This window comes from Pseudoalteromonas sp. BSi20429 (genome assembly GCF_000238895.1).
GTDB classification, from domain to species: domain Bacteria; phylum Pseudomonadota; class Gammaproteobacteria; order Enterobacterales; family Alteromonadaceae; genus Pseudoalteromonas; species Pseudoalteromonas arctica.
The window spans coordinates 1-17,626 of sequence record NZ_BADV01000062.1 but is presented as its reverse complement, the minus strand read 5'-3'; the positions used below and the strand labels follow the sequence as shown (position 1 = coordinate 17,626).

The 17,626-nt window shown below is 39.7% G+C and carries 21 protein-coding genes; 15 read left to right on the top strand and 6 right to left on the bottom strand.

Features of this window, described 5'->3' with window-relative positions; translation table 11 throughout:
• The first annotated feature begins 113 nt into the window (after window positions 1–113).
• The 7 genes from pepQ to P20429_RS07775 all read left to right on the top strand — a co-directional run bounded on the left by pepQ (window position 114) and on the right by P20429_RS07775 (window position 5,719).
• On the top strand, window positions 114–1,436 hold the full coding sequence (pepQ, locus tag P20429_RS07745) for a Xaa-Pro dipeptidase (protein WP_007584187.1): 1,323 nt from the start codon (window positions 114–116) through the stop codon (window positions 1,434–1,436).
• 88 nt (window positions 1,437–1,524) lie between these two features.
• Entirely contained in the window at window positions 1,525–2,139 is a 615-nt protein-coding gene (locus P20429_RS07750) for a YigZ family protein (protein WP_007377640.1), read from the top strand.
• Window positions 2,140–2,235: 96 nt separating this feature from the next.
• A complete protein-coding gene (locus P20429_RS07755) occupies window positions 2,236–3,687 on the top strand; it encodes a TrkH family potassium uptake protein (protein ID WP_007584186.1) in 1,452 nt (483 codons plus the stop codon).
• A 44-nt stretch (window positions 3,688–3,731) separates the two neighbouring features.
• On the top strand, window positions 3,732–4,391 hold the full coding sequence (locus tag P20429_RS07760; RefSeq protein WP_007584185.1) for a flagellar brake protein: 660 nt from the start codon (window positions 3,732–3,734) through the stop codon (window positions 4,389–4,391).
• Window positions 4,392–4,854: 463 nt separating this feature from the next.
• Window positions 4,855–5,067, top strand: coding sequence for an EF-hand domain-containing protein (locus tag P20429_RS07765; protein ID WP_007584184.1), 213 nt, complete (start codon window positions 4,855–4,857; stop codon window positions 5,065–5,067).
• A gap of 139 nt (window positions 5,068–5,206) precedes the next feature.
• Complete coding sequence (locus P20429_RS07770; RefSeq protein WP_004335174.1) at window positions 5,207–5,419, top strand: calmodulin; 213 nt, start codon at window positions 5,207–5,209, stop codon at window positions 5,417–5,419.
• Between the two features lie 84 nt (window positions 5,420–5,503).
• The gene (locus P20429_RS07775) at window positions 5,504–5,719 is read left to right on the top strand and encodes an EF-hand domain-containing protein (RefSeq protein ID WP_007584177.1); all 216 of its coding nucleotides are present in this window, start codon (window positions 5,504–5,506) and stop codon (window positions 5,717–5,719) included.
• A gap of 81 nt (window positions 5,720–5,800) precedes the next feature.
• Here the strand turns inward: P20429_RS07775 and trkA are convergent, their stop codons facing one another.
• The 4 genes from trkA to def all read right to left on the bottom strand — a co-directional run bounded on the left by trkA (window position 5,801) and on the right by def (window position 10,033).
• Entirely contained in the window at window positions 5,801–7,177 is a 1,377-nt protein-coding gene (gene trkA, locus P20429_RS07780; RefSeq protein WP_004335170.1) for a Trk system potassium transporter TrkA, read from the bottom strand.
• Window positions 7,178–7,263: 86 nt separating this feature from the next.
• A complete protein-coding gene (gene rsmB, locus P20429_RS07785) occupies window positions 7,264–8,559 on the bottom strand; it encodes a 16S rRNA (cytosine(967)-C(5))-methyltransferase RsmB (RefSeq protein WP_007584175.1) in 1,296 nt (431 codons plus the stop codon).
• Window positions 8,552–9,505 (bottom strand): methionyl-tRNA formyltransferase, encoded by a 954-nt coding sequence (fmt, locus tag P20429_RS07790; RefSeq protein ID WP_007584170.1) that lies wholly within the window; start codon window positions 9,503–9,505, stop codon window positions 8,552–8,554. Before fmt ends, rsmB begins: the two co-directional genes overlap by 8 nt.
• 24 nt (window positions 9,506–9,529) lie before the next feature.
• Window positions 9,530–10,033 (bottom strand): peptide deformylase, encoded by a 504-nt coding sequence (def, locus tag P20429_RS07795; RefSeq protein ID WP_007584168.1) that lies wholly within the window; start codon window positions 10,031–10,033, stop codon window positions 9,530–9,532.
• Between the two features lie 118 nt (window positions 10,034–10,151).
• Here def and P20429_RS07800 point away from each other — a divergent pair, with 118 nt between their 5' ends.
• From P20429_RS07800 to hemF, 6 genes are all read left to right on the top strand, one after another.
• The gene (locus P20429_RS07800) at window positions 10,152–11,270 is read left to right on the top strand and encodes a LysM peptidoglycan-binding domain-containing protein (protein ID WP_007584165.1); all 1,119 of its coding nucleotides are present in this window, start codon (window positions 10,152–10,154) and stop codon (window positions 11,268–11,270) included.
• Between the two features lie 31 nt (window positions 11,271–11,301).
• Entirely contained in the window at window positions 11,302–12,393 is a 1,092-nt protein-coding gene (gene dprA, locus P20429_RS07805; RefSeq protein WP_007584163.1) for a DNA-processing protein DprA, read from the top strand.
• A 1-nt stretch (window position 12,394) separates the two neighbouring features.
• Complete coding sequence (locus tag P20429_RS07810) at window positions 12,395–12,868, top strand: DUF494 family protein (protein ID WP_007584155.1); 474 nt, start codon at window positions 12,395–12,397, stop codon at window positions 12,866–12,868.
• A 114-nt stretch (window positions 12,869–12,982) separates the two neighbouring features.
• Window positions 12,983–13,558 carry a type I DNA topoisomerase gene (locus P20429_RS07815; RefSeq protein WP_007584154.1) on the top strand — a complete coding sequence of 192 codons (576 nt, stop codon included), beginning with the start codon at window positions 12,983–12,985 and terminating at the stop codon, window positions 13,556–13,558.
• Window positions 13,559–13,583: 25 nt separating this feature from the next.
• On the top strand, window positions 13,584–14,147 hold the full coding sequence (locus P20429_RS07820) for an L-threonylcarbamoyladenylate synthase (protein ID WP_007584148.1): 564 nt from the start codon (window positions 13,584–13,586) through the stop codon (window positions 14,145–14,147).
• A 1-nt stretch (window position 14,148) separates the two neighbouring features.
• Window positions 14,149–15,099, top strand: coding sequence for an oxygen-dependent coproporphyrinogen oxidase (hemF, locus tag P20429_RS07825; RefSeq protein ID WP_007584146.1), 951 nt, complete (start codon window positions 14,149–14,151; stop codon window positions 15,097–15,099).
• 63 nt (window positions 15,100–15,162) lie between these two features.
• Here the strand turns inward: hemF and P20429_RS07830 are convergent, their stop codons facing one another.
• The gene (locus tag P20429_RS07830) at window positions 15,163–15,600 is read right to left on the bottom strand and encodes a group II truncated hemoglobin (protein ID WP_007584144.1); all 438 of its coding nucleotides are present in this window, start codon (window positions 15,598–15,600) and stop codon (window positions 15,163–15,165) included.
• A gap of 53 nt (window positions 15,601–15,653) precedes the next feature.
• On the opposite strand from P20429_RS07830, the gene aroE reads away from it, so the two are divergent.
• Both aroE and P20429_RS07840 read left to right on the top strand, forming a co-directional pair.
• Entirely contained in the window at window positions 15,654–16,478 is an 825-nt protein-coding gene (gene aroE / locus P20429_RS07835; protein WP_007584143.1) for a shikimate dehydrogenase, read from the top strand.
• Window positions 16,475–16,729: a DUF1488 family protein gene (locus tag P20429_RS07840; protein ID WP_007584142.1), complete on the top strand. Its 255-nt coding sequence runs from the start codon at window positions 16,475–16,477 to the stop codon at window positions 16,727–16,729. The genes aroE and P20429_RS07840 overlap by 4 nt, the downstream gene beginning before the upstream one ends.
• Here P20429_RS07840 and P20429_RS07845 read toward each other — a convergent pair.
• Window positions 16,721–17,266, bottom strand: coding sequence for a gamma carbonic anhydrase family protein (locus P20429_RS07845; protein ID WP_007584141.1), 546 nt, complete (start codon window positions 17,264–17,266; stop codon window positions 16,721–16,723). The genes P20429_RS07840 and P20429_RS07845 overlap by 9 nt on opposite strands.
• Between the last annotated feature and the right edge of the window lie 360 nt (window positions 17,267–17,626).

The window sequence follows — 17,626 nt, the reverse complement described above, 5'->3', positions numbered from 1 at the left end:
ATTTTAGCCTTGTTATTAAGCTATTTTCTTATCGCTATAATAGATCATTAATTTAATGCAATTGGTATAAGTGATAGACTCATAGCAAGTTAAATTTAACAGATGGATTAACAATGGATAAATTAGCCGTTTTATACGCCGAACATATTGCAACACTGCAACAGCGTACTCGTACAATTTGTAATAGCGAAGGGTTAGAAGGATTAGTAATTCATTCAGGCCAAGCTAAGCGCCAGTTTTTAGATGATATGTATTATCCATTTAAAGTTAATCCACAGTTTAAAGCGTGGTTACCGGTTATTGATAATCCTCATTGCTGGATTGTGGTAAATGGCAGCGACAAACCAAAACTAATATTTTATCGTCCGGTAGATTTTTGGCATAAAGTACCAGACGAGCCTCGTGACTTTTGGGCTGAGTACTTTGATATAGAGCTATTACTTCAGCCTGATCAAGTTGAAAAGTTATTACCATACGACAAAGCTAAATACGCTTACATGGGCGAATATATTGAAGTAGCGCAAGCACTTGGTTTTAGTATTATGAACCCTGAGCCTGTACTTAACTATTTTCATTACCACCGCGCTTATAAAACGCAGTACGAACTTGAATGTTTACGCAACGCTAACCGCATTGCAGTAGATGGGCATAAAGCTGCACGCGACACATTCTTTAATGGTGGTAGCGAGTTCGATATTCAGCAAGCGTACTTAATGGCAACACGTCAAAGCGAAAATGAAATGCCGTACGGCAACATTGTTGCGCTTAACGAAAACTGCGCTATTTTGCACTACACGCACTTTGATCCAAAAGCGCCACACACTCATAACTCATTTTTAATTGATGCTGGTGCAAACTTTAATGGTTATGCTGCTGATATTACTCGTACGTATGATTTTAAAAAGCAGGGTGAGTTTGCTGAGCTTGTACAAGCGATGACAGTTCAACAAATAGAGTTAGGTAAAGGTTTAAAGCCGGGTATGCTTTATGGTGATTTACACGTTGAATGCCATAACCGTATCGCACAAATACTCAGTGACTTTAAAATTGTTAACCTACCAGCGACAGAAATTGTTGAGCGTAAAATTACCTCTACTTTCTTCCCGCATGGACTAGGGCATCATCTTGGTTTACAAGTGCATGATATGGGTGGTTTTATGAGTGACGAAAAGGGCACACATCAGCCATCGCCTGAAGGGCATCCGTTCTTGCGTTGTACTCGCCTGATTGAAAAAAACCAAGTGTTTACCATTGAGCCAGGCTTATATTTTATTGATTCACTGCTTGGTGATTTAGCGAAAACCGATAATAAGCAGTTTATTAATTGGGAAAAGATTGAGTCATTTAAACCATTTGGCGGTATTCGTATTGAAGATAACATTATTGTTCACGAAGATAGCTTAGAGAATATGACACGAGATTTAGCGCTCGATTAATTCTAGTTAACACTAATTAGTTTATACACGTTAAAATACGTACATTATTTAAAGGGGCCTTTTGGCCCCCTTTTTACAAGTTTAAAATATGTCTGAATATAAATATCCCGCTGCTGACGTTTTTCATCAAGAAGAAATTAAAAAAAGTACGTTTATAGTTCACATTGCACATACCCCCGATTTAAATTCAGCTAAAGCATTTATTAAAAGCATTGAAGAAAAGTATAGCGATGCGCGTCATAACTGCTGGGCACATGTGGCAGGCAACCCCGGTGGCAGCCATGTTTATGGTTTTTCGGACGATGGTGAACCAAATGGCACTGCAGGAAAACCTATGTTAAATGTGCTGGTGGGTTCAGGCCTTGGCGAAATCACAGCTGTAGTCACACGTTACTTTGGCGGAATAAAATTAGGCACGGGCGGATTAGTACGTGCTTATGGTGGCTCATTAAATAATGCATTAGTAAAATTGCAAACGGTACTTAAAGTTCCCAGTGTTGAAATTACTGGGAGTAGTGAGTACAGCATGCAAGGCGCGATTGAGCAGTTATTAAAAACAAAGTATCAAGTGCTTAATATTGATAAGCAATTTACTGCTAATATTGAATGGGTGATTACAATAGATAGCCGCGAAGCTCAGCAAGCAATCAAAGATATTTTTGATTTAAGTCACGGCGCAGTTGAGTTAACTATTAAAGAGTAATAACCTACACAAATTGCATGTAATGCATACTGACCCGATTTAATTTGGTTGATACTACTCAGCCTGAATTTACTAATAATAAAAGCGACAAGCTAAATGCAATTTCGTACCATCATAAAAATTCTTGGCCAACTTGTTGCGCTGTTTAGTATTACCATGGTGCCTCCGGCACTGGTGTCTTTAATATATAAAGACGGTGGTGGTGTTCCTTTTGTTTTAGCATTTATCTTTAGTGTTGTTATTGGCATGATGGCTTATTACCCAAACCGCCATGAAAACGGTGACTTAAAAGCACGTGAAGGCTTTTTAATTGTTGTTTTGTTTTGGCTGGTACTTGGGGCGTTTGCGTCCTTGCCGCTTATATTTTTACAAGAACCTAATTTATCGCTCGCCGATGCGGTGTTTGAAGCATTCTCTGGCTTAACAACCACCGGCGCTACAGTGCTTACCGGTATTGAGTACTTACCTAAGTCGGTGTTGTTTTATCGCCAGCAACTCCAGTGGTTTGGAGGTATGGGTATAATCGTACTCGCTGTAGCTATACTCCCCATGCTAGGTGTTGGTGGTATGCAGTTATATCGCGCTGAAATACCTGGGCCTGTAAAAGATTCCAAAATGACCCCGCGAATTGCCGATACAGCAAAGCACCTTTGGTATATTTATGTGTCACTGACTATTGCTTGTATGCTGGCTTATTGGGCAGCCGGGATGGAGTGGTTTGATGCTATATGTCATGCATTCTCAACGGTGGCGATAGGTGGTTTTTCTACTTACGATGCTTCCATGGGGCACTTTGACAGCCCTGTAATTAACTTTATTTGTGTGTTCTTTTTAATTATTGCCGCTGTTAACTTCTCCCTGCATTACGCCGCAGTAGCTAGTCGTAACATACAAGTTTATATTCGAGATCCTGAGTTTAAGGTGTTTTTGTGTATTCAATTAGCGCTGGTGGTTATTTGTTTTACCGTACTTTCCTCTAATGAGATATTTGCAAATGGCGATGAAACCCTCGATCAAGCGTTATTTCAAGCTGTTTCAATGAGTACAACAGCTGGCTTTGCTACTGATAACTTTTCAACATGGCCTTTGTTTTTACCTATTTTACTTATATTTTCGAGCTTTATTGGTGGCTGTGCAGGCTCTACCGGTGGTGGTATGAAAGTAGTGCGCGTGTTCTTACTTTACTTGCAGGGTGTGCGTGAGCTTAATCGTTTGGTGCACCCACGGGCTATATATTCAATCAAGCTGGGTCGTAAGGCGTTGCCAGACAAAGTAGTAGAAGCTGTATGGGGCTTTTTCTCTGCCTATGCGTTGGTGTTTATTATTATTATGTTAGCGCTTATGGGCACGGGTATGGATAACATAACTGCGTTCTCAGCCACTGCGGCTTGTTTAAATAACTTAGGTCCAGGTCTGGGGGATGTAGCGTCGCATTATGGCGCTATAACCGATGGTGCTAAATGGTTGCTTACCATTGCAATGGTGTTTGGTCGTTTAGAAATATTTACTTTATTAGTGTTATTTACGCCTACTTTTTGGCGTGGATAAACGAGCGGCTTAAGTTTTAAATTACGAACTATTGGGAAAGGGATATGCCAACAAATTTAGAAAAGCTAAAGCATATAAGTGTAGGCAGCTTAGTCGACCTAGAAATATTAACACCTACAAGCAGTAAGCGTGTTAAAACTGAATTAGTTGGTTTACTCGATAAACAGTTTATTATTTTAAATTATCCCAATGCAAAGCGTTTACCTGCGGCGAGTGACTATTTACGTGATGGCGTAATGGTTGTTGTAAGAGCGCTTATTGAAGGTAGTGGTGGGCAAGTTATTGCGTTTCGCCAGCAAATTATGTCGGTAGCCTCTCATCCCGCTAAACTCGTGTTTATAAACTTTCCAAAGCAAGTGCAGTTATTTGCGCTACGCTCACAAACACGCATACCTACCTTATTACCTGCAAAGCTAAAGCTAAGTGACGATAGGGTACTTGAAGGCCTTATTAAAGACATTTCACTCACTGGTGTAATGTTTGATATTAGAGGCGATCAGCAAGTTGAAAGTATTAAAGATATGCAATGCACTGTCGTACTTAATAGCAGTGATAAAGATTTTGAAGGTGAAATTTGCAGTGTTAAAGAGCATGCCGCAGGCGTGCACTGTGGAATTAAGCTACTAGCAAGCGAGGATGAAATGAAAGCCTTCATGAAAGAGCATTTTATAGACCCTTCTGCGCTTGAGCCTACCGTTGAATAAATAGGTTTTCGCTTATTTGCAACAAAAAGGCATTTTACGTCAGTATTTATAAAATGTTTTTTCTCTTTCATAATTAAAATTATTATTTAAATAAAACAACTGATTACGTATTATTTTTTACAGCTTATTTTTTGTTATTAAAGCTTCCTCGTTAAAATTTATCTCAATTATTCTTTAAAATCCCTCCTTTTAAAACCGTACATTTAAAAATGTATCTTTTTATATAAACATAACTATATGTTTTTAATGACTTTAATGTCATCTCTTTAAAACGTGTTGCTAAAGGGCAACAATAACTATTCTAAAAACGCCTTCTTGTTGTACGTTTTATATTTAACTTATTGAAAATTAATAGCTTTTAAATGTTGGCATCTAAGTTGTAATAGTCTAAGTGTACTGAACGAAATCGTGATTCAAAGTGAAATACTTAATCGCACACACATAAATTTGAAGGATACATATTATGAAAAGCATTAATAAAACTTTAGCACTTATCGCTATTGCATCTTCTTCAGCCGCTTTTGCTGTAACAGATTTTGACACACTGGATGTAGACGGCAGTGGCACAATTAGCCAAGCAGAAGCATCAGTAGATGCAAAGCTAATGAGCATGTTTTCTGAGCTTGATACTGACCAAAATGGTGAGTTATCAAAAGAAGAATTTTCAGAAGCTTAATTAAAAAGTATTTATCCTGAGTTGCCAAAGACACCTAAGTAGGCAAGGGAGCTTACGAAAGAGGATAACAAGGAAGTGAAAAATTACGTTTTAAGTTAAACGAAGCAATTTTTTTGATAGAACATTGAAGGATTAAGTTATGAAACATTTAAATAAAGCATTAGCACTTATAGTACTAGCATCTTCTTCCGCTGCATTTGCAGCATCAGATTTTGACAGCCTTGATATCGATGGTAGCGGCACAATTAGCCCAAGCGAAGCGGCAGTCGATACAGATTTAATGGCTGAATTTATTGAGCTAGATACCGACGGTAGCGGCGAGCTTTCTAAAGAAGAATTCGCTAATTACTAATTACTAATTAATCTTTTCAGATTAAACATTTTTCACAGTCAGGGATCTTTGAAAAGGACTTCCCATATTACTAGGAATATTATTATGAAAACATTAAATACAACACTTGCAGTTATCGTTTTAGCATCTTCATCAGCAGCATATGCCGCAGTAGATTTTGCCTCTTTTGATGCAGATGGTAATGGTGCTATTACAATGGAAGAAGCAAAGGTTAACCCTCAGCTTGTAAAGATTTTTGATGATTTGGATACTGATGGTAATGGTGAAATCTCTAAAGAAGAGTTTTCAAAAGTACAGTAATCAATATTTAAGCATACTCCATTAAAGCCGCTTTAGTCAGCGGCTTTTTTGTGTATTAAATTAACTAATTAGAGTAACTAGTTAAAGGAATATAGCACTTACTTGGAATAGTTTTTCTACAACGGTAATGTGTTTTTTGTCGATTAAAAACATGATGACATGATCGCCCGACATAATAATTGTATCATCGTGAGCTATCAACACATCGTCATTACGTACTATTGCCCCAATGGTTGTACCTGCAGGAAGTTTTATGTCGGCAATCGCACGACCAACCACTTTAGATGTGTTTTCATCACCATGAGCAACCGCTTCAATGGCTTCTGCTGCGCCTTTACGCAGTGAATACACGTTAACAATATCACCACGGCGTACGTGCGTTAATAACGCTGATATAGTTGCTTGTTGTGGCGATATGGCAATATCTATTTCGCCGCCTTGTACCAAATCAACGTAAGCTCCACGTTGAATAAGTACCATGGTTTTTTGTGCGCCCATACGTTTTGCAAGCATGGCCGACATAATGTTTGCTTCATCGTCGTTGGTTACGGCAATAAATACATCGACTTGTTCAATATGCTCTTCTGAGAGCAGTTCTTGATCAGATGCGTCACCACAAAAAACGACCGTGTTATCGAGCATTTCTGAGAGTTGCTCGGCACGTTCTTTACTGCGTTCAATTAGTTTAACGGTGTGGTTTTTTTCAAGTGAGCGGGCAAGGCCTGCCCCAATGTTACCGCCACCAGCTATCATAATTTTTTTGTACGAACGCTCAAGTTTTTGTAGCTCGTTCATTACTGCGCGTATATGTTTTGTAGCGGCAATAAAGAATACTTCGTCATCGGCTTCAATAACGGTGGTACCCAGTGGTTTGATTGCTTTACCTTGACGATAAATAGCGGCAACACGAGTTTCTACATTAGGAATATGTTCTTTAAGTGCAGATAACGCATAACCTACTAATAAACCCCCATAATAAGCTTTTACGGCTACTAACGAGAGCATGCCATCGGCAAACTGCAATACTTGCAGAGCACCAGGGTAGTCAATTAGACGGCGAATATACTTAGTGACCAGTGCTTCGGGAGCAATGTAATGATCGATTGGTAAATCATCGTTTTGAAATAGTTTTTCGCGGTATTTTAAATATTGCTCTGAGCGAATGCGGGCAATTTTAGTGGGCGTTTTAAAAATACTGTACGCCACTTGGCATGCAACCATGTTCACTTCATCTGAACTGGTTACTGCTATAATCATATCGGCATCTTCAGCGCCTGCACGGCGTAAAACATCAGGATGCGCGCTGTGGCCCATAACCCCTTGTAAGTCGTACTTATCTTGAAGTTCACGTAATCGGTTACCGTCTATATCAACAACGGTAATTTCGTTTTGTTCGCCAACTAAGTTTTCAGCAAGCGTAGCACCAACTTGCCCGGCACCGAGTATAATTATTTTCATTATTTACCCGTGGTATTGATCATAATTTAATTAAAAAAATAGCCATTTAATGTTTCATAAATGGCTAACTATTTAGTGTACGGCTATTAGGCTTTTTTAACTAGCTTAGCGTAATAAAATCCATCACTTTCACCGGGCAGTAACTGCAAACCTGGAGTTGTTACGGTATCATTTTCGTGTAGAGGTATATGTTCTACATCATCGTTATTAGCTAAAAACTTAGCAACTTGCTGTTGGTTTTCTTGTGGAAGAACCGAACACGTAGCATATACCAATGTGCCACCTGGTTTTAACAGTGGCCAAATGCTATCAAGAATATCGTTTTGTAACTTAGATAAGTCTTCGATATCTGATGCGCGACGTAACCATTTTATATCAGGGTGACGGCGAATTACGCCAGTGGCTGAACAAGGCACATCAAGCAAAATACGATCAAATAATTTTTCGTCCCACCAAGTATGTGGTTGTGAGGCATCGCCACATTGTAGGTCTGCACCTAAGCCAATACGCGTTAAGTTTTGCTTAACGCGTTCAAGGCGAGTTGAGTCGCTATCAAGTGCAAGTACATCAGCATCAGCAAGCTCTAATATATGACACGTTTTTCCGCCAGGTGCTGCACAGGCATCTAAAATATAGTCATCTGCTTTAGGTTCTAAAAAGCGGGCTGCCAACTGTGCTGCAGCATCTTGTACTGAACATGCACCTGTATCAAACTCAGGCAACGAAAATACATCACGTGGTTTGGCAAGCTTAATCCCATCAATAAAGTCAGGGTTTAAGGTGTGTTCAATATCGTTAGCGCTAAGCATTTCGCTGTATTCTTGCGTGCTAAATTGTGCTTGGTTTACACGAAGCCACATAGGTGCTTGTTGCTGGTTTTCTTCAAGTAGTGCTTCCCAGCTATCTGGGTAGGCTGTTTGCACCTGTTTAATAAACCAATTTGGATGGTTGTATAAACATACCGGAATAAGCTTCGCTTTTTCTTCAAGCTCTGCTTGTTGGCGCTGAAAACTACGTAAAATGGCGTTTATCAGCCCTTTTAATCCTAAAGCGCGCAGTTGAGCCAGTGCGTTTACAGTTTCTGAAATTGCAGCATGTGGTGGTACGCGCATATGCTGCAGTTGATAAATACCTACGTATAATAAAAACTGAAATATTCTACGTTTACCTTTTAATGGCTGCTCTACTAAGTGTTGGCAGTAATTTTCAAGGCTCGGTAAGTAGCGTAAAACGCCATAACAAATTTGCTGTAGCAACGCTTTATCTTTAGGCGGCAAGCCTTGGCTTGCAAATGGAAGTTCTTGATTAAGCGATGCGCCTTTATCAACTACGTTATATAAAGTTTCAGCGGCCAGCGCTCGTACGTTTGGAACATTACTCATTGTTTTCGCCTAATATTGTGCCAGGGGTAACCCAGTCACTACGACCATTTAAAAAGTCGTTAATTGCCATTGGTTTTTTACCTTGCGGCTGTAATTGCGTAATACATAAGGCATGCTCGCCACACGCCACGACTACGCCATTTTTGTCGCTTGATAAAATTTGCCCAGGATCACCTGATTGCAGCACAACCTGCGCTTGATAAATCTTTACTGTTTGCCCACCCATTTGGGTAAAGCACACTGGCCATGGATTAAAAGAGCGAATGTTTCGCTCAATTTGCAGTGCACTCATTGACCAATCGATATTAGCTTCCTCTTTAGAAAGCTTTTTAGCGTAGTTAGCAAGTTCATCATTTTGAGGTTCAGGGGTGATCTCGCCATTAGCTAATTTATTAATGGTTTCAATTAACGCGTCTGGACCTAGCTCAGCAAGCTTTGTATATAAACTAGCGCTAGTTTCTGTCGTGCTAATAGGGCAGCGACTTATATGTAGCATATCGCCGGTATCTAGCCCTTCATCCATTTGCATTATTGTTACGCCGGTTTGTTCATCACCTGCCCAAATTGCGCGTTGAATCGGTGCAGCGCCGCGCCAGCGCGGTAATATAGAGCCATGCACATTTAAACAACCCAAACGTGGGGCTTCTAATATAGCTTTAGGTAAGATTAAGCCATACGCTACAACAATCATAATGTCGGCATTTAAGCTTGTTAGCTCTGCTAGTGCTTCATCATTTTTTAATGACTGTGGCTGAAAAACCGGTAAGTTGTGCTCAAGCGCTAGCTCTTTCACTTCACTGGCTTTTAATTTTTTACCACGACCTGCAGGGCGATCTGGCTGGCTATATACACCCACTATTTGGTGTTCGCTTTGTATCAGCGCTTGTAAATGACGTGCTGCAAAGTCCGGCGTACCGGCAAATATAATGCGTAATGGTTGAGTCACTGAGTTTTCCTAAGGTACTTATTACTAATCTGCAAATTTAGCTTCTTTTTCAAGCTTTTTACGAATACGTTGGCGCTTTAATGGAGATAAGTAATCAATGAACAGCTTACCTTGAAGGTGATCTAGTTCGTGTTGAATACAAATAGCCAGTAATTCATCTGCATCTAGTACAAACTCTTCACCGTTTTCGTTAAGTGCAGCGACTGTTACTGTTTCAGCGCGGTCTACTTTTGCATACGAGTTAGGTACTGATAAACAGCCTTCTTCGCTAACGGTAGAGCCGTCTTTTTTAATGATTTGTGGATTAATTAATACCAGTGGCTCGTCGCGCTCTTCTGATACATCAATAACAACGATTCGTTGATGAATATCTACTTGCGTGGCCGCAAGTCCAATGCCATTTTCATCGTACATTGTCTCTAGCATGTCTTTTACAATTTGGCGTACTGTGTCGTCAACTTGTGCAACATCTTTTGCTATAGTACGTAAACGTTCATCTGGAAATCTTAAAACTTCTAACCTAGCCATAGTTACCTTTTTCACTTGTGCTTAATTTAGGGTATTGTATGCTCTTATTTTAGCCATTCGCGTTCACCTTTAACAGGTTTTGGGCAATAATAATGAAAAAACAATACAAGGAAGCTCAATGAAATCTCCATTACTTGCAATCATGCTTACGTTAAGTGCTGCGTTTCCCGCAATTGCTGACGTGCTTAAAATAAAAAAAGATGCACCAAAACAGTATGTTGTAAAAAAAGGCGATACACTTTGGGATATTTCTGGCATCTATTTAGATGAGCCTTGGCTATGGCCTGAACTTTGGCAAATGAATCCACAAATTGACAACCCGCACCTAATTTACCCCGGTGATGCATTAGCGCTGATATACGATGCAGATGGAAACCCACGTTTAGTGATTAATAAAGGATATAGAAAGCTATCTCCTCAGGGTCGTATTACACCAAAAGGGCGTAATGCTATTACTACTTTGCCGCTTGAAATGATCAAACCGTATATCAGTTACGAGCAAGCAATGAACAGTGACGATATTAAAGGCAAACCTTATATTTTAGGTGCTAACGAAAATACTAAAACACAAACGTTAGGCCATATTTTATATGTTAAAGGCGACTTACAAGTACATAAAGCATATGCCATTTACCATAAAGGTGACCCTTACACCGATTTAACCGGTGAAGTGTTAGCAACGCGTGCATCTTACGTGGGTATCGCACGTGCGTTTAGAGCGGGTGATGAACACAATGGCGTGCCTTCGTCATTACGTGTTGAATCTGTTAAACGAGAAATTCAGCAAGGCGATTTTTTAATGCCGGCAATGGAAGGTCAAATGCTTCCTGCGTACTTTAATATTCACCGTCCTTCTGAGCCTGTAACAGGGAATATTATTGCTTCCCCACGACAAGTTAGAGAATTCAGCACAATGGATGTTGTAGTGCTAAACTTAGGCAGTGAACAAAACATAGAAGCGGGTCATGTATTAGATCTAGAACGTCAATCGCCAACGGTTATTGATGGTCCTCGTGGCCCTCGTTATCCAGAAGATTCTAGTAAATACGAGAAGCTTTTATCTGATGTGAGCCAATTATTTGGTGGTGAGTCTGACGAAGAGAGCACAACGTGGACTATGCCTAAAGAAAAAGTTGGCGAGCTAATTGTCTTTAAAGTGTATGACAAAATAAGTTATGCATTAATAACTAAAAACCAGCACCCAATTCGCATTGGAGATATTGCAGTTATTCATTAAGAAGTAGCGAGTCGGTGCTCTAGGAGAGAGCATGGATCAGTCATCTGGCAAGCTAGCCCACTGGCTTGCCTTTTATATGTGTAAAGGGTTGGGTATCAAAACCCTTTTAGCACTATCTACAAATTATTCCCTTGGGTCGTTATTCGACTTACCTCATGACAAGCTTTTACAGCTTGGATTAACCGCTAATCAGGCGAGTAATTTACTCAACACCAATTGGCAACAAGTCAGTCATTATGAGCAATTAATAGCGCTGCACAACATTACGGTTGTCTGTATTTTTGATGCGCTTTATCCAGAAGATCTCCGACAGATTGCCAGTGCGCCTTTATTACTATTTTGTAGGGGAGATGTCTCGTTATTATCTACTCCACAAATTGCAATTGTAGGGAGTCGTAATGCCACACCTTCCGGGCTTGAAATAGCATCAGAATTTGCATACGAGTTAACTTTAGCGGGTATTACAGTTACCTCAGGTATGGCACGGGGAATAGATGGAGCAGCACATAAGGGCTCTCTTGCTGGTACGGGTAAAACCATAGCGGTGCTTGGTACTGGGGTTGATATTTACTATCCTAAACGCCATAAACTATTAACAGATCAAGTTTTAGAAAGCGGCCTGTTGGTGAGTGAGTTTTTACCAGGGGCAGCTGCTCATGCGCATAACTTTCCGCGCCGAAATCGTATTATTTCTGGGTTATCGTTGGGAGTGCTTATTGTTGAGGCTGAAATTAAAAGTGGTTCGTTAATTACAGTACGCTATGCGCTTGAACAAAATAAAGAGGTATTTGCAGTACCGGGTTCTATTAAAAACCCGTTAGCGCAGGCAAGTCACTTTTTAATAAAGCAAGGTGCTAAGCTGGTAGAAAACGTGGCTGACATTCTTGATGAGGTGAGTTTTACTTACGACAATAATGTATGTAACAAAGAGCAGCCTATTCAGGCAAATTCTCAATGCGAGGTTTTAAATAGCATTGGCTTTGAAGTAACCAGCGTAGACGACATTGTACGTCGTGCGCAGTGGCCAATAGACAAAGTGCTCGCTAGGTTGCTCGATTTAGAATTAGACGATCAGATTGAGCGAGTGTTAGATGGTTATATTAAGTTGAGCGCAGGAAGGTAATATGTTTGATATTCTTTTATATCTTTTTGAAAATTACATTCATAGCGAAGCGGATATATTTGCAGAGCAAAATGAATTAACCGATGAGCTACTGCGCGCGGGCTTTAATAAGCCTGAGATATTTAAAGCACTCGATTGGTTAGAGCAACTCGCCGATTTACAACACAGTGACGAGTCTCCTTATCTTATTACTAACCCTAAAGATGCTGTGCGTATATTTACCGATAGTGAATGCCAAAGGCTCAGTGCTGAGTGTCGTGGCTTTTTAATGTTTATTGAGCAAATAGGCGTAATTAACAATGTAACTCGTGAGATGGTAATGGACTGTTTAGCCTCACTAGATAAACCAATCATAAGCCTAGAAGATTTAAAATGGATTGTACTTATGATTTTGTTTAATGTTCCTGGCTCTGAAGAGGCATATGAGCAAATGGAAGATTTGATTTTTGATGAACCCAGCGAACTTCTTCATTAGAGATAATTATCTTAATTGTACTCAAATTACTTAAACGGATAAGCACGGCATTGCTTGTATCTTTAAGTGGTTTGGGTATATTAGGCGAAAATTCACTAACCTATTAGGATCACCATGAGTAAAATCGACCATTCGCTTTTCTCGGCGAACAAGCACGCCCTCGAAAAAGAATACGAGATATGCCCACAGTGTGGTTCAGAGTTAGTGATCCGCAATAGTAAATCAGGCCCTTTTTTAGGATGCGCAAGTTACCCTGAATGCGATTTTATTAGGCCGTTGGCACATCACGATAGTAACGAAATTAAAGTTCTTGAAGATTCAGCATGCCCGCAGTGCAGCAAACCGCTGGTGGTTAAAAATGGGCGCTACGGTATGTTTATTGGGTGTACGGGTTATCCAGAGTGTCATTACATTGCTAACGAAAATGAAGAAAAGCAAAGCGAAGATACTTTGCCTAGTTGCCCTAAATGCAAAAAAGGTCATTTAGTCGCGCGCAGTAATAAGTTTGGTAAAGTATTTTATTCTTGTGATTGCTACCCAAGTTGTAAATACACGCTTAATAATAAACCGGTTGAACATCCGTGTCCTGAATGTGACTGGCCTATCGTCATAGAAAGAAATATGGCAAACGGCATATTATTGCAATGCCCACAAAAAAACTGCATGCATAAGCTAACCCCAACTGAATAACGTTTAATTATATCTGGAGACTACTTTGTCAGACCTTTCAAATACGCCCACTGCAATAACATGCTTAACGCAAGGCGAAGTTATTTTATACCCAACAGAAGCTGTATATGGTTTAGGTTGTGATCCAGATAATCAACAAGCCGTTGAGGCACTATTAGCTATTAAGCAGCGCCCAGTTGAAAAAGGGCTTATTTTAATCGCTGATAACTACGGACAATTATTAAAATACGTAGATGATGCAAAAATACCAATGGATAAACGCGCTGATATTTTTTCGAGTTGGCCTGCTGCAATTACATGGGTTATGCCTGCATCTAAAAACACGCCTAAATGGCTCACAGGGCAGTTTGATACCATTGCAGTCAGAGTAACAAACCACCCAACAGTAAAACGTTTGTGCCAAGAGTTTGGTAAGCCACTAGTATCAACCAGTGCAAACTTAACCGGTCAAGAAACGGTAATTAGTATTGAGCAAGCTAAAGCGCAATTTACAGAACAAGTTGGCTTTTACGTTGATGAGGCGTTAGGTGGTAATACTCAACCAAGCACAATAAAAGATGCCATGACTGGAAAAATATTTAGAGGTTAATATGCAAAGCGAATTATTAGATCAAGTAAAAGCATACTTTATGGCTTTGCAAGACACTATTTGCAAAGGTTTGGAGGCTGCAGATGGCAGTGCTAAATTTATAGAGGATAACTGGCAGCGAGCAGAAGGCGGTGGTGGTCGTACACGTGTAACCACAAATGGCACTGTAATAGAGCAAGGCGGAGTTAATTACTCTCATGTATTTGGCGCTTCAATGCCTGGCTCGGCAACAGCACACAGACCAGAGCTTGCAGGACGCAGCTTTCATGCGTGTGGTGTGTCGTTAGTTATTCATCCTAAAAACCCTCATGTACCAACAAGTCATGCCAATGTGCGCTTTTTTATAGCCGAAAAAGAAGGCGAAGAGCCAATATGGTGGTTTGGTGGCGGATTTGATCTCACTCCTTTTTATCCAGTATTAGAAGACGTACAGCATTGGCATCAAGTTGCTCACGACATTTGTGCGCCATTTGGTAGTGAAGTTTATCCAAAATATAAAACATGGTGCGACGAGTATTTTTATTTAAAGCACAGAGACGAGACGCGCGGAGTAGGAGGTTTGTTTTTTGACGATTTAAACGAACTTGGTTTTGAAAAGAGTTTTGCGTTTATGCAATCGGTGGGTAATGGATTTTTAGATGCCTATTTACCTATTATTGAACGTCGTAAAAATGATGAATACACAGAGCAACAACGTGATTTTCAGCTTTATCGTCGCGGACGTTATGTAGAGTTTAATCTAGTCTGGGACAGAGGCACTTTATTTGGACTACAAAGTGGCGGTCGCACAGAGTCTATATTAATGTCTATGCCACCACTTGCACGCTGGGAATATAATTATAAACCAGAGCCAAGTAGTCCAGAAGCTAACCTATATCAGTATTACTTACGCCCGCAAGAGTGGTTAACTAGTCAACCAAGTGAGCTAATAGCCAGAGAATGGCAATTATAACAATTACACAGTAATCAAAAAGGCGCTAATTAGCGCCTTTTTGCATTGTGGCTAAATACAAATTTAATGCTGATTGATCATGTGCGTTGCTAGTTGAGAGAATGATTGCTTTAAGCCTTCACGTAACAACGGGTTGTCTATTTCTATATCCAGCGTTTTATTCATGCAGTACATCCACTGATCGCGCAATGCTTTATCTACAGTAAAAGGTATATGCCTTTTACGTAGCATTGGCTGGCCATGTTTTTCAGTAAATAGGTTTGGCCCGCCTAACCAACCAGATAAAAATTCAAAAAATACTTGGCGAATTCGATCTAATGGCAGAGGATGCATATCATATAACGGTTTAGCGTATTCATCTGACTCCATTATGTCGTAGAATCGATTGGAGATAGCTCGCGCCCCTTTCTCTCCACCTATTATTTCATACGGTGTTTTTTCAGGAGTAGGAGTCTGTTGCTCGGGAGCTGGCTTAGATTTAGAAAAAAGTCGTTTAATCATATTACTTATCATCGTTAATAGGCAGTATATAGCTGCAAAGAGGTTGCTTTAAAATGGACAAATATGCGGTTTTTGGAAATCCAATTAAACATTCAAAATCCCCCGCGATACATAAACAATTTGCTGTATCACTGGGTGAGCAAATCGACTATCGCGCAATATTAGCACCTATCGATAACTTTGAAAAAACAGTATTGTCTTTTTTTGAGCAAGGTGGTGTTGGTGCTAACGTTACAATGCCATTTAAAGAGCAAGCTTATGCAATGGCTGATGAGCTTACGCCATTAGCTAAAATTGTAGGGGCTGTTAATACATTAAAAAAACGAGATGATGGCACATTACTCGGTGATAACACCGATGGTGTGGGCTTTGTAAATGATTTACTCGCTAATGAAGTAGCCATAACTAATAAACGCATTTTAATCATAGGTGCGGGCGGTGCTGCTCGAGGGGTTATTTTACCTTTGTTAGAGCATAACCCTCAGGAAATAATAATAGTTAATCGCACAGCACAAAAAGCCAAAGAACTCGCAGAGCTGTTTACTCAATATGGACCAGTATCTGGCTTTGGCTTTGATGATTTACCAGTAAGCGATTACTCACTAATTATAAACTCTACATCTAGCAGTATGAATAATGAGCTTCCTGCTCTTGATGAAAAACACATAACTAACTGTGAAGTCGCTTATGACATGTTTTATTCACTGCAAAATACCATTTTTATGAATTGGGTTGCACAGCATAATATTAACGCTAAGCTTTTAGATGGCAGTGGAATGTTAGTTGGTCAAGCTGCTCAAGCATATTATGTATGGCGTAACAAAATGCCAAAAATACTTCCCGTCGTTGATGCGCTCAAACAAGGAATGCTTAAATGAATCAGGCAATACAGTTTATAGATAGGCTAGAGTTTAGAGAGCCCGATCATCAGTTAGTTTTTTTTGCACAAGTTAGTGGCATGCTGGTGGAATGTATAATAGAAGTAAATACACTTAAATTAACAGACGAAAGTCACGCAACAGAATATTTTGAAAAGTATCGTTTTGATTACGAAGAACGTGCCGAGGAGCTTATCGAAGAAGAGAGCTATAACTCGGCAGGCCAAATTGAAGTAAGCTTATTAACTTAAGTTAGCGATTTCAGCTAAGTATTCATCTTTAAGTGATACATAGTTATCGGCAGATATTTTTAAGAAGGCAAGTTCTTGCTTTGTAAGAGGGCGGGCTTGCTTAGCTGGACTTCCAACATATAAGTAACCAGACTCCAAACGCTTATTTGGTGGTACCAAAGAGCCGCCACCTATAATTACATCATCTTCAACAACCACGTTATCCATAATAATAGCACCCATACCTACAAGTATACGGTTTCCTAATACACATCCGTGCAGCATTACCTTATGACCAACTGTTACATCGTCACCTATAATAAGTGGATAACCATCTGGATTGCTTTTAGTTGCGCGAGATAAATGCAATACACTGCCATCTTGTATATTTGTACGCTCACCAATACGTATATAGTTAACATCACCACGTGCAGCTACTAACGGCCACACACTACTATTATCACCTAAAGTAATATTACCAATCAAAACCGATGACTCATCAATATAAACAGACGAATTAAATGAAGGAGTAGCACCTTTATAAGAACGAATTGCCATAGTTAGTACCTTTTAGATCATGATTATTAGTATTTGAGTGTATCAGCAAGGTGATTTTTGTACCATACAGTGCACTGTTTGGTTACAAAACTATCAGTTTTAGGGGGTTTAGTTCAGATACTAACCGAACAGTATCTTTTTTTACTTTTTCTTTAAAAAAGTGCTTGCGTAAAAATATGATCTCCCTATAATGCGACCCCACTGAGACGGGAAACGCCAACGCATAGCGGGGCACGAACTACTCAGAGAGTTAAATAAAACTTCGGTTTTAAATTATCTAAAAAGAAAGTTTAAAACTAAGTGTTGACTCGAAAAATAAAGGGTGTATTATTCGCATCCCTTGAGGCGCTAAAGCGAATC

Bases quoted from the DNA above. Each gene is read 5' to 3' on its own strand.
- pepQ (WP_007584187.1), top strand. From the start codon at position 114: ATGGATAAATTAGCCGTTTTATACGCCGAACATATTGCAACACTGCAA.
- P20429_RS07750 (WP_007377640.1), top strand. From the start codon at position 1,525: ATGTCTGAATATAAATATCCCGCTGCTGACGTTTTTCATCAAGAAGAA.
- P20429_RS07755 (WP_007584186.1), top strand. From the start codon at position 2,236: ATGCAATTTCGTACCATCATAAAAATTCTTGGCCAACTTGTTGCGCTG.
- P20429_RS07760 (WP_007584185.1), top strand. From the start codon at position 3,732: ATGCCAACAAATTTAGAAAAGCTAAAGCATATAAGTGTAGGCAGCTTA.
- P20429_RS07765 (WP_007584184.1), top strand. From the start codon at position 4,855: ATGAAAAGCATTAATAAAACTTTAGCACTTATCGCTATTGCATCTTCT.
- P20429_RS07770 (WP_004335174.1), top strand. From the start codon at position 5,207: ATGAAACATTTAAATAAAGCATTAGCACTTATAGTACTAGCATCTTCT.
- P20429_RS07775 (WP_007584177.1), top strand. From the start codon at position 5,504: ATGAAAACATTAAATACAACACTTGCAGTTATCGTTTTAGCATCTTCA.
- trkA (WP_004335170.1), bottom strand. From the start codon at position 7,177: ATGAAAATAATTATACTCGGTGCCGGGCAAGTTGGTGCTACGCTTGCT.
- rsmB (WP_007584175.1), bottom strand. From the start codon at position 8,559: ATGAGTAATGTTCCAAACGTACGAGCGCTGGCCGCTGAAACTTTATAT.
- def (WP_007584168.1), bottom strand. From the start codon at position 10,033: ATGGCTAGGTTAGAAGTTTTAAGATTTCCAGATGAACGTTTACGTACT.
- P20429_RS07800 (WP_007584165.1), top strand. From the start codon at position 10,152: ATGAAATCTCCATTACTTGCAATCATGCTTACGTTAAGTGCTGCGTTT.
- dprA (WP_007584163.1), top strand. From the start codon at position 11,302: ATGGATCAGTCATCTGGCAAGCTAGCCCACTGGCTTGCCTTTTATATG.
- P20429_RS07810 (WP_007584155.1), top strand. From the start codon at position 12,395: ATGTTTGATATTCTTTTATATCTTTTTGAAAATTACATTCATAGCGAA.
- P20429_RS07815 (WP_007584154.1), top strand. From the start codon at position 12,983: ATGAGTAAAATCGACCATTCGCTTTTCTCGGCGAACAAGCACGCCCTC.
- hemF (WP_007584146.1), top strand. From the start codon at position 14,149: ATGCAAAGCGAATTATTAGATCAAGTAAAAGCATACTTTATGGCTTTG.
- P20429_RS07830 (WP_007584144.1), bottom strand. From the start codon at position 15,600: ATGATTAAACGACTTTTTTCTAAATCTAAGCCAGCTCCCGAGCAACAG.
- aroE (WP_007584143.1), top strand. From the start codon at position 15,654: ATGGACAAATATGCGGTTTTTGGAAATCCAATTAAACATTCAAAATCC.
- P20429_RS07840 (WP_007584142.1), top strand. From the start codon at position 16,475: ATGAATCAGGCAATACAGTTTATAGATAGGCTAGAGTTTAGAGAGCCC.
- P20429_RS07845 (WP_007584141.1), bottom strand. From the start codon at position 17,266: ATGGCAATTCGTTCTTATAAAGGTGCTACTCCTTCATTTAATTCGTCT.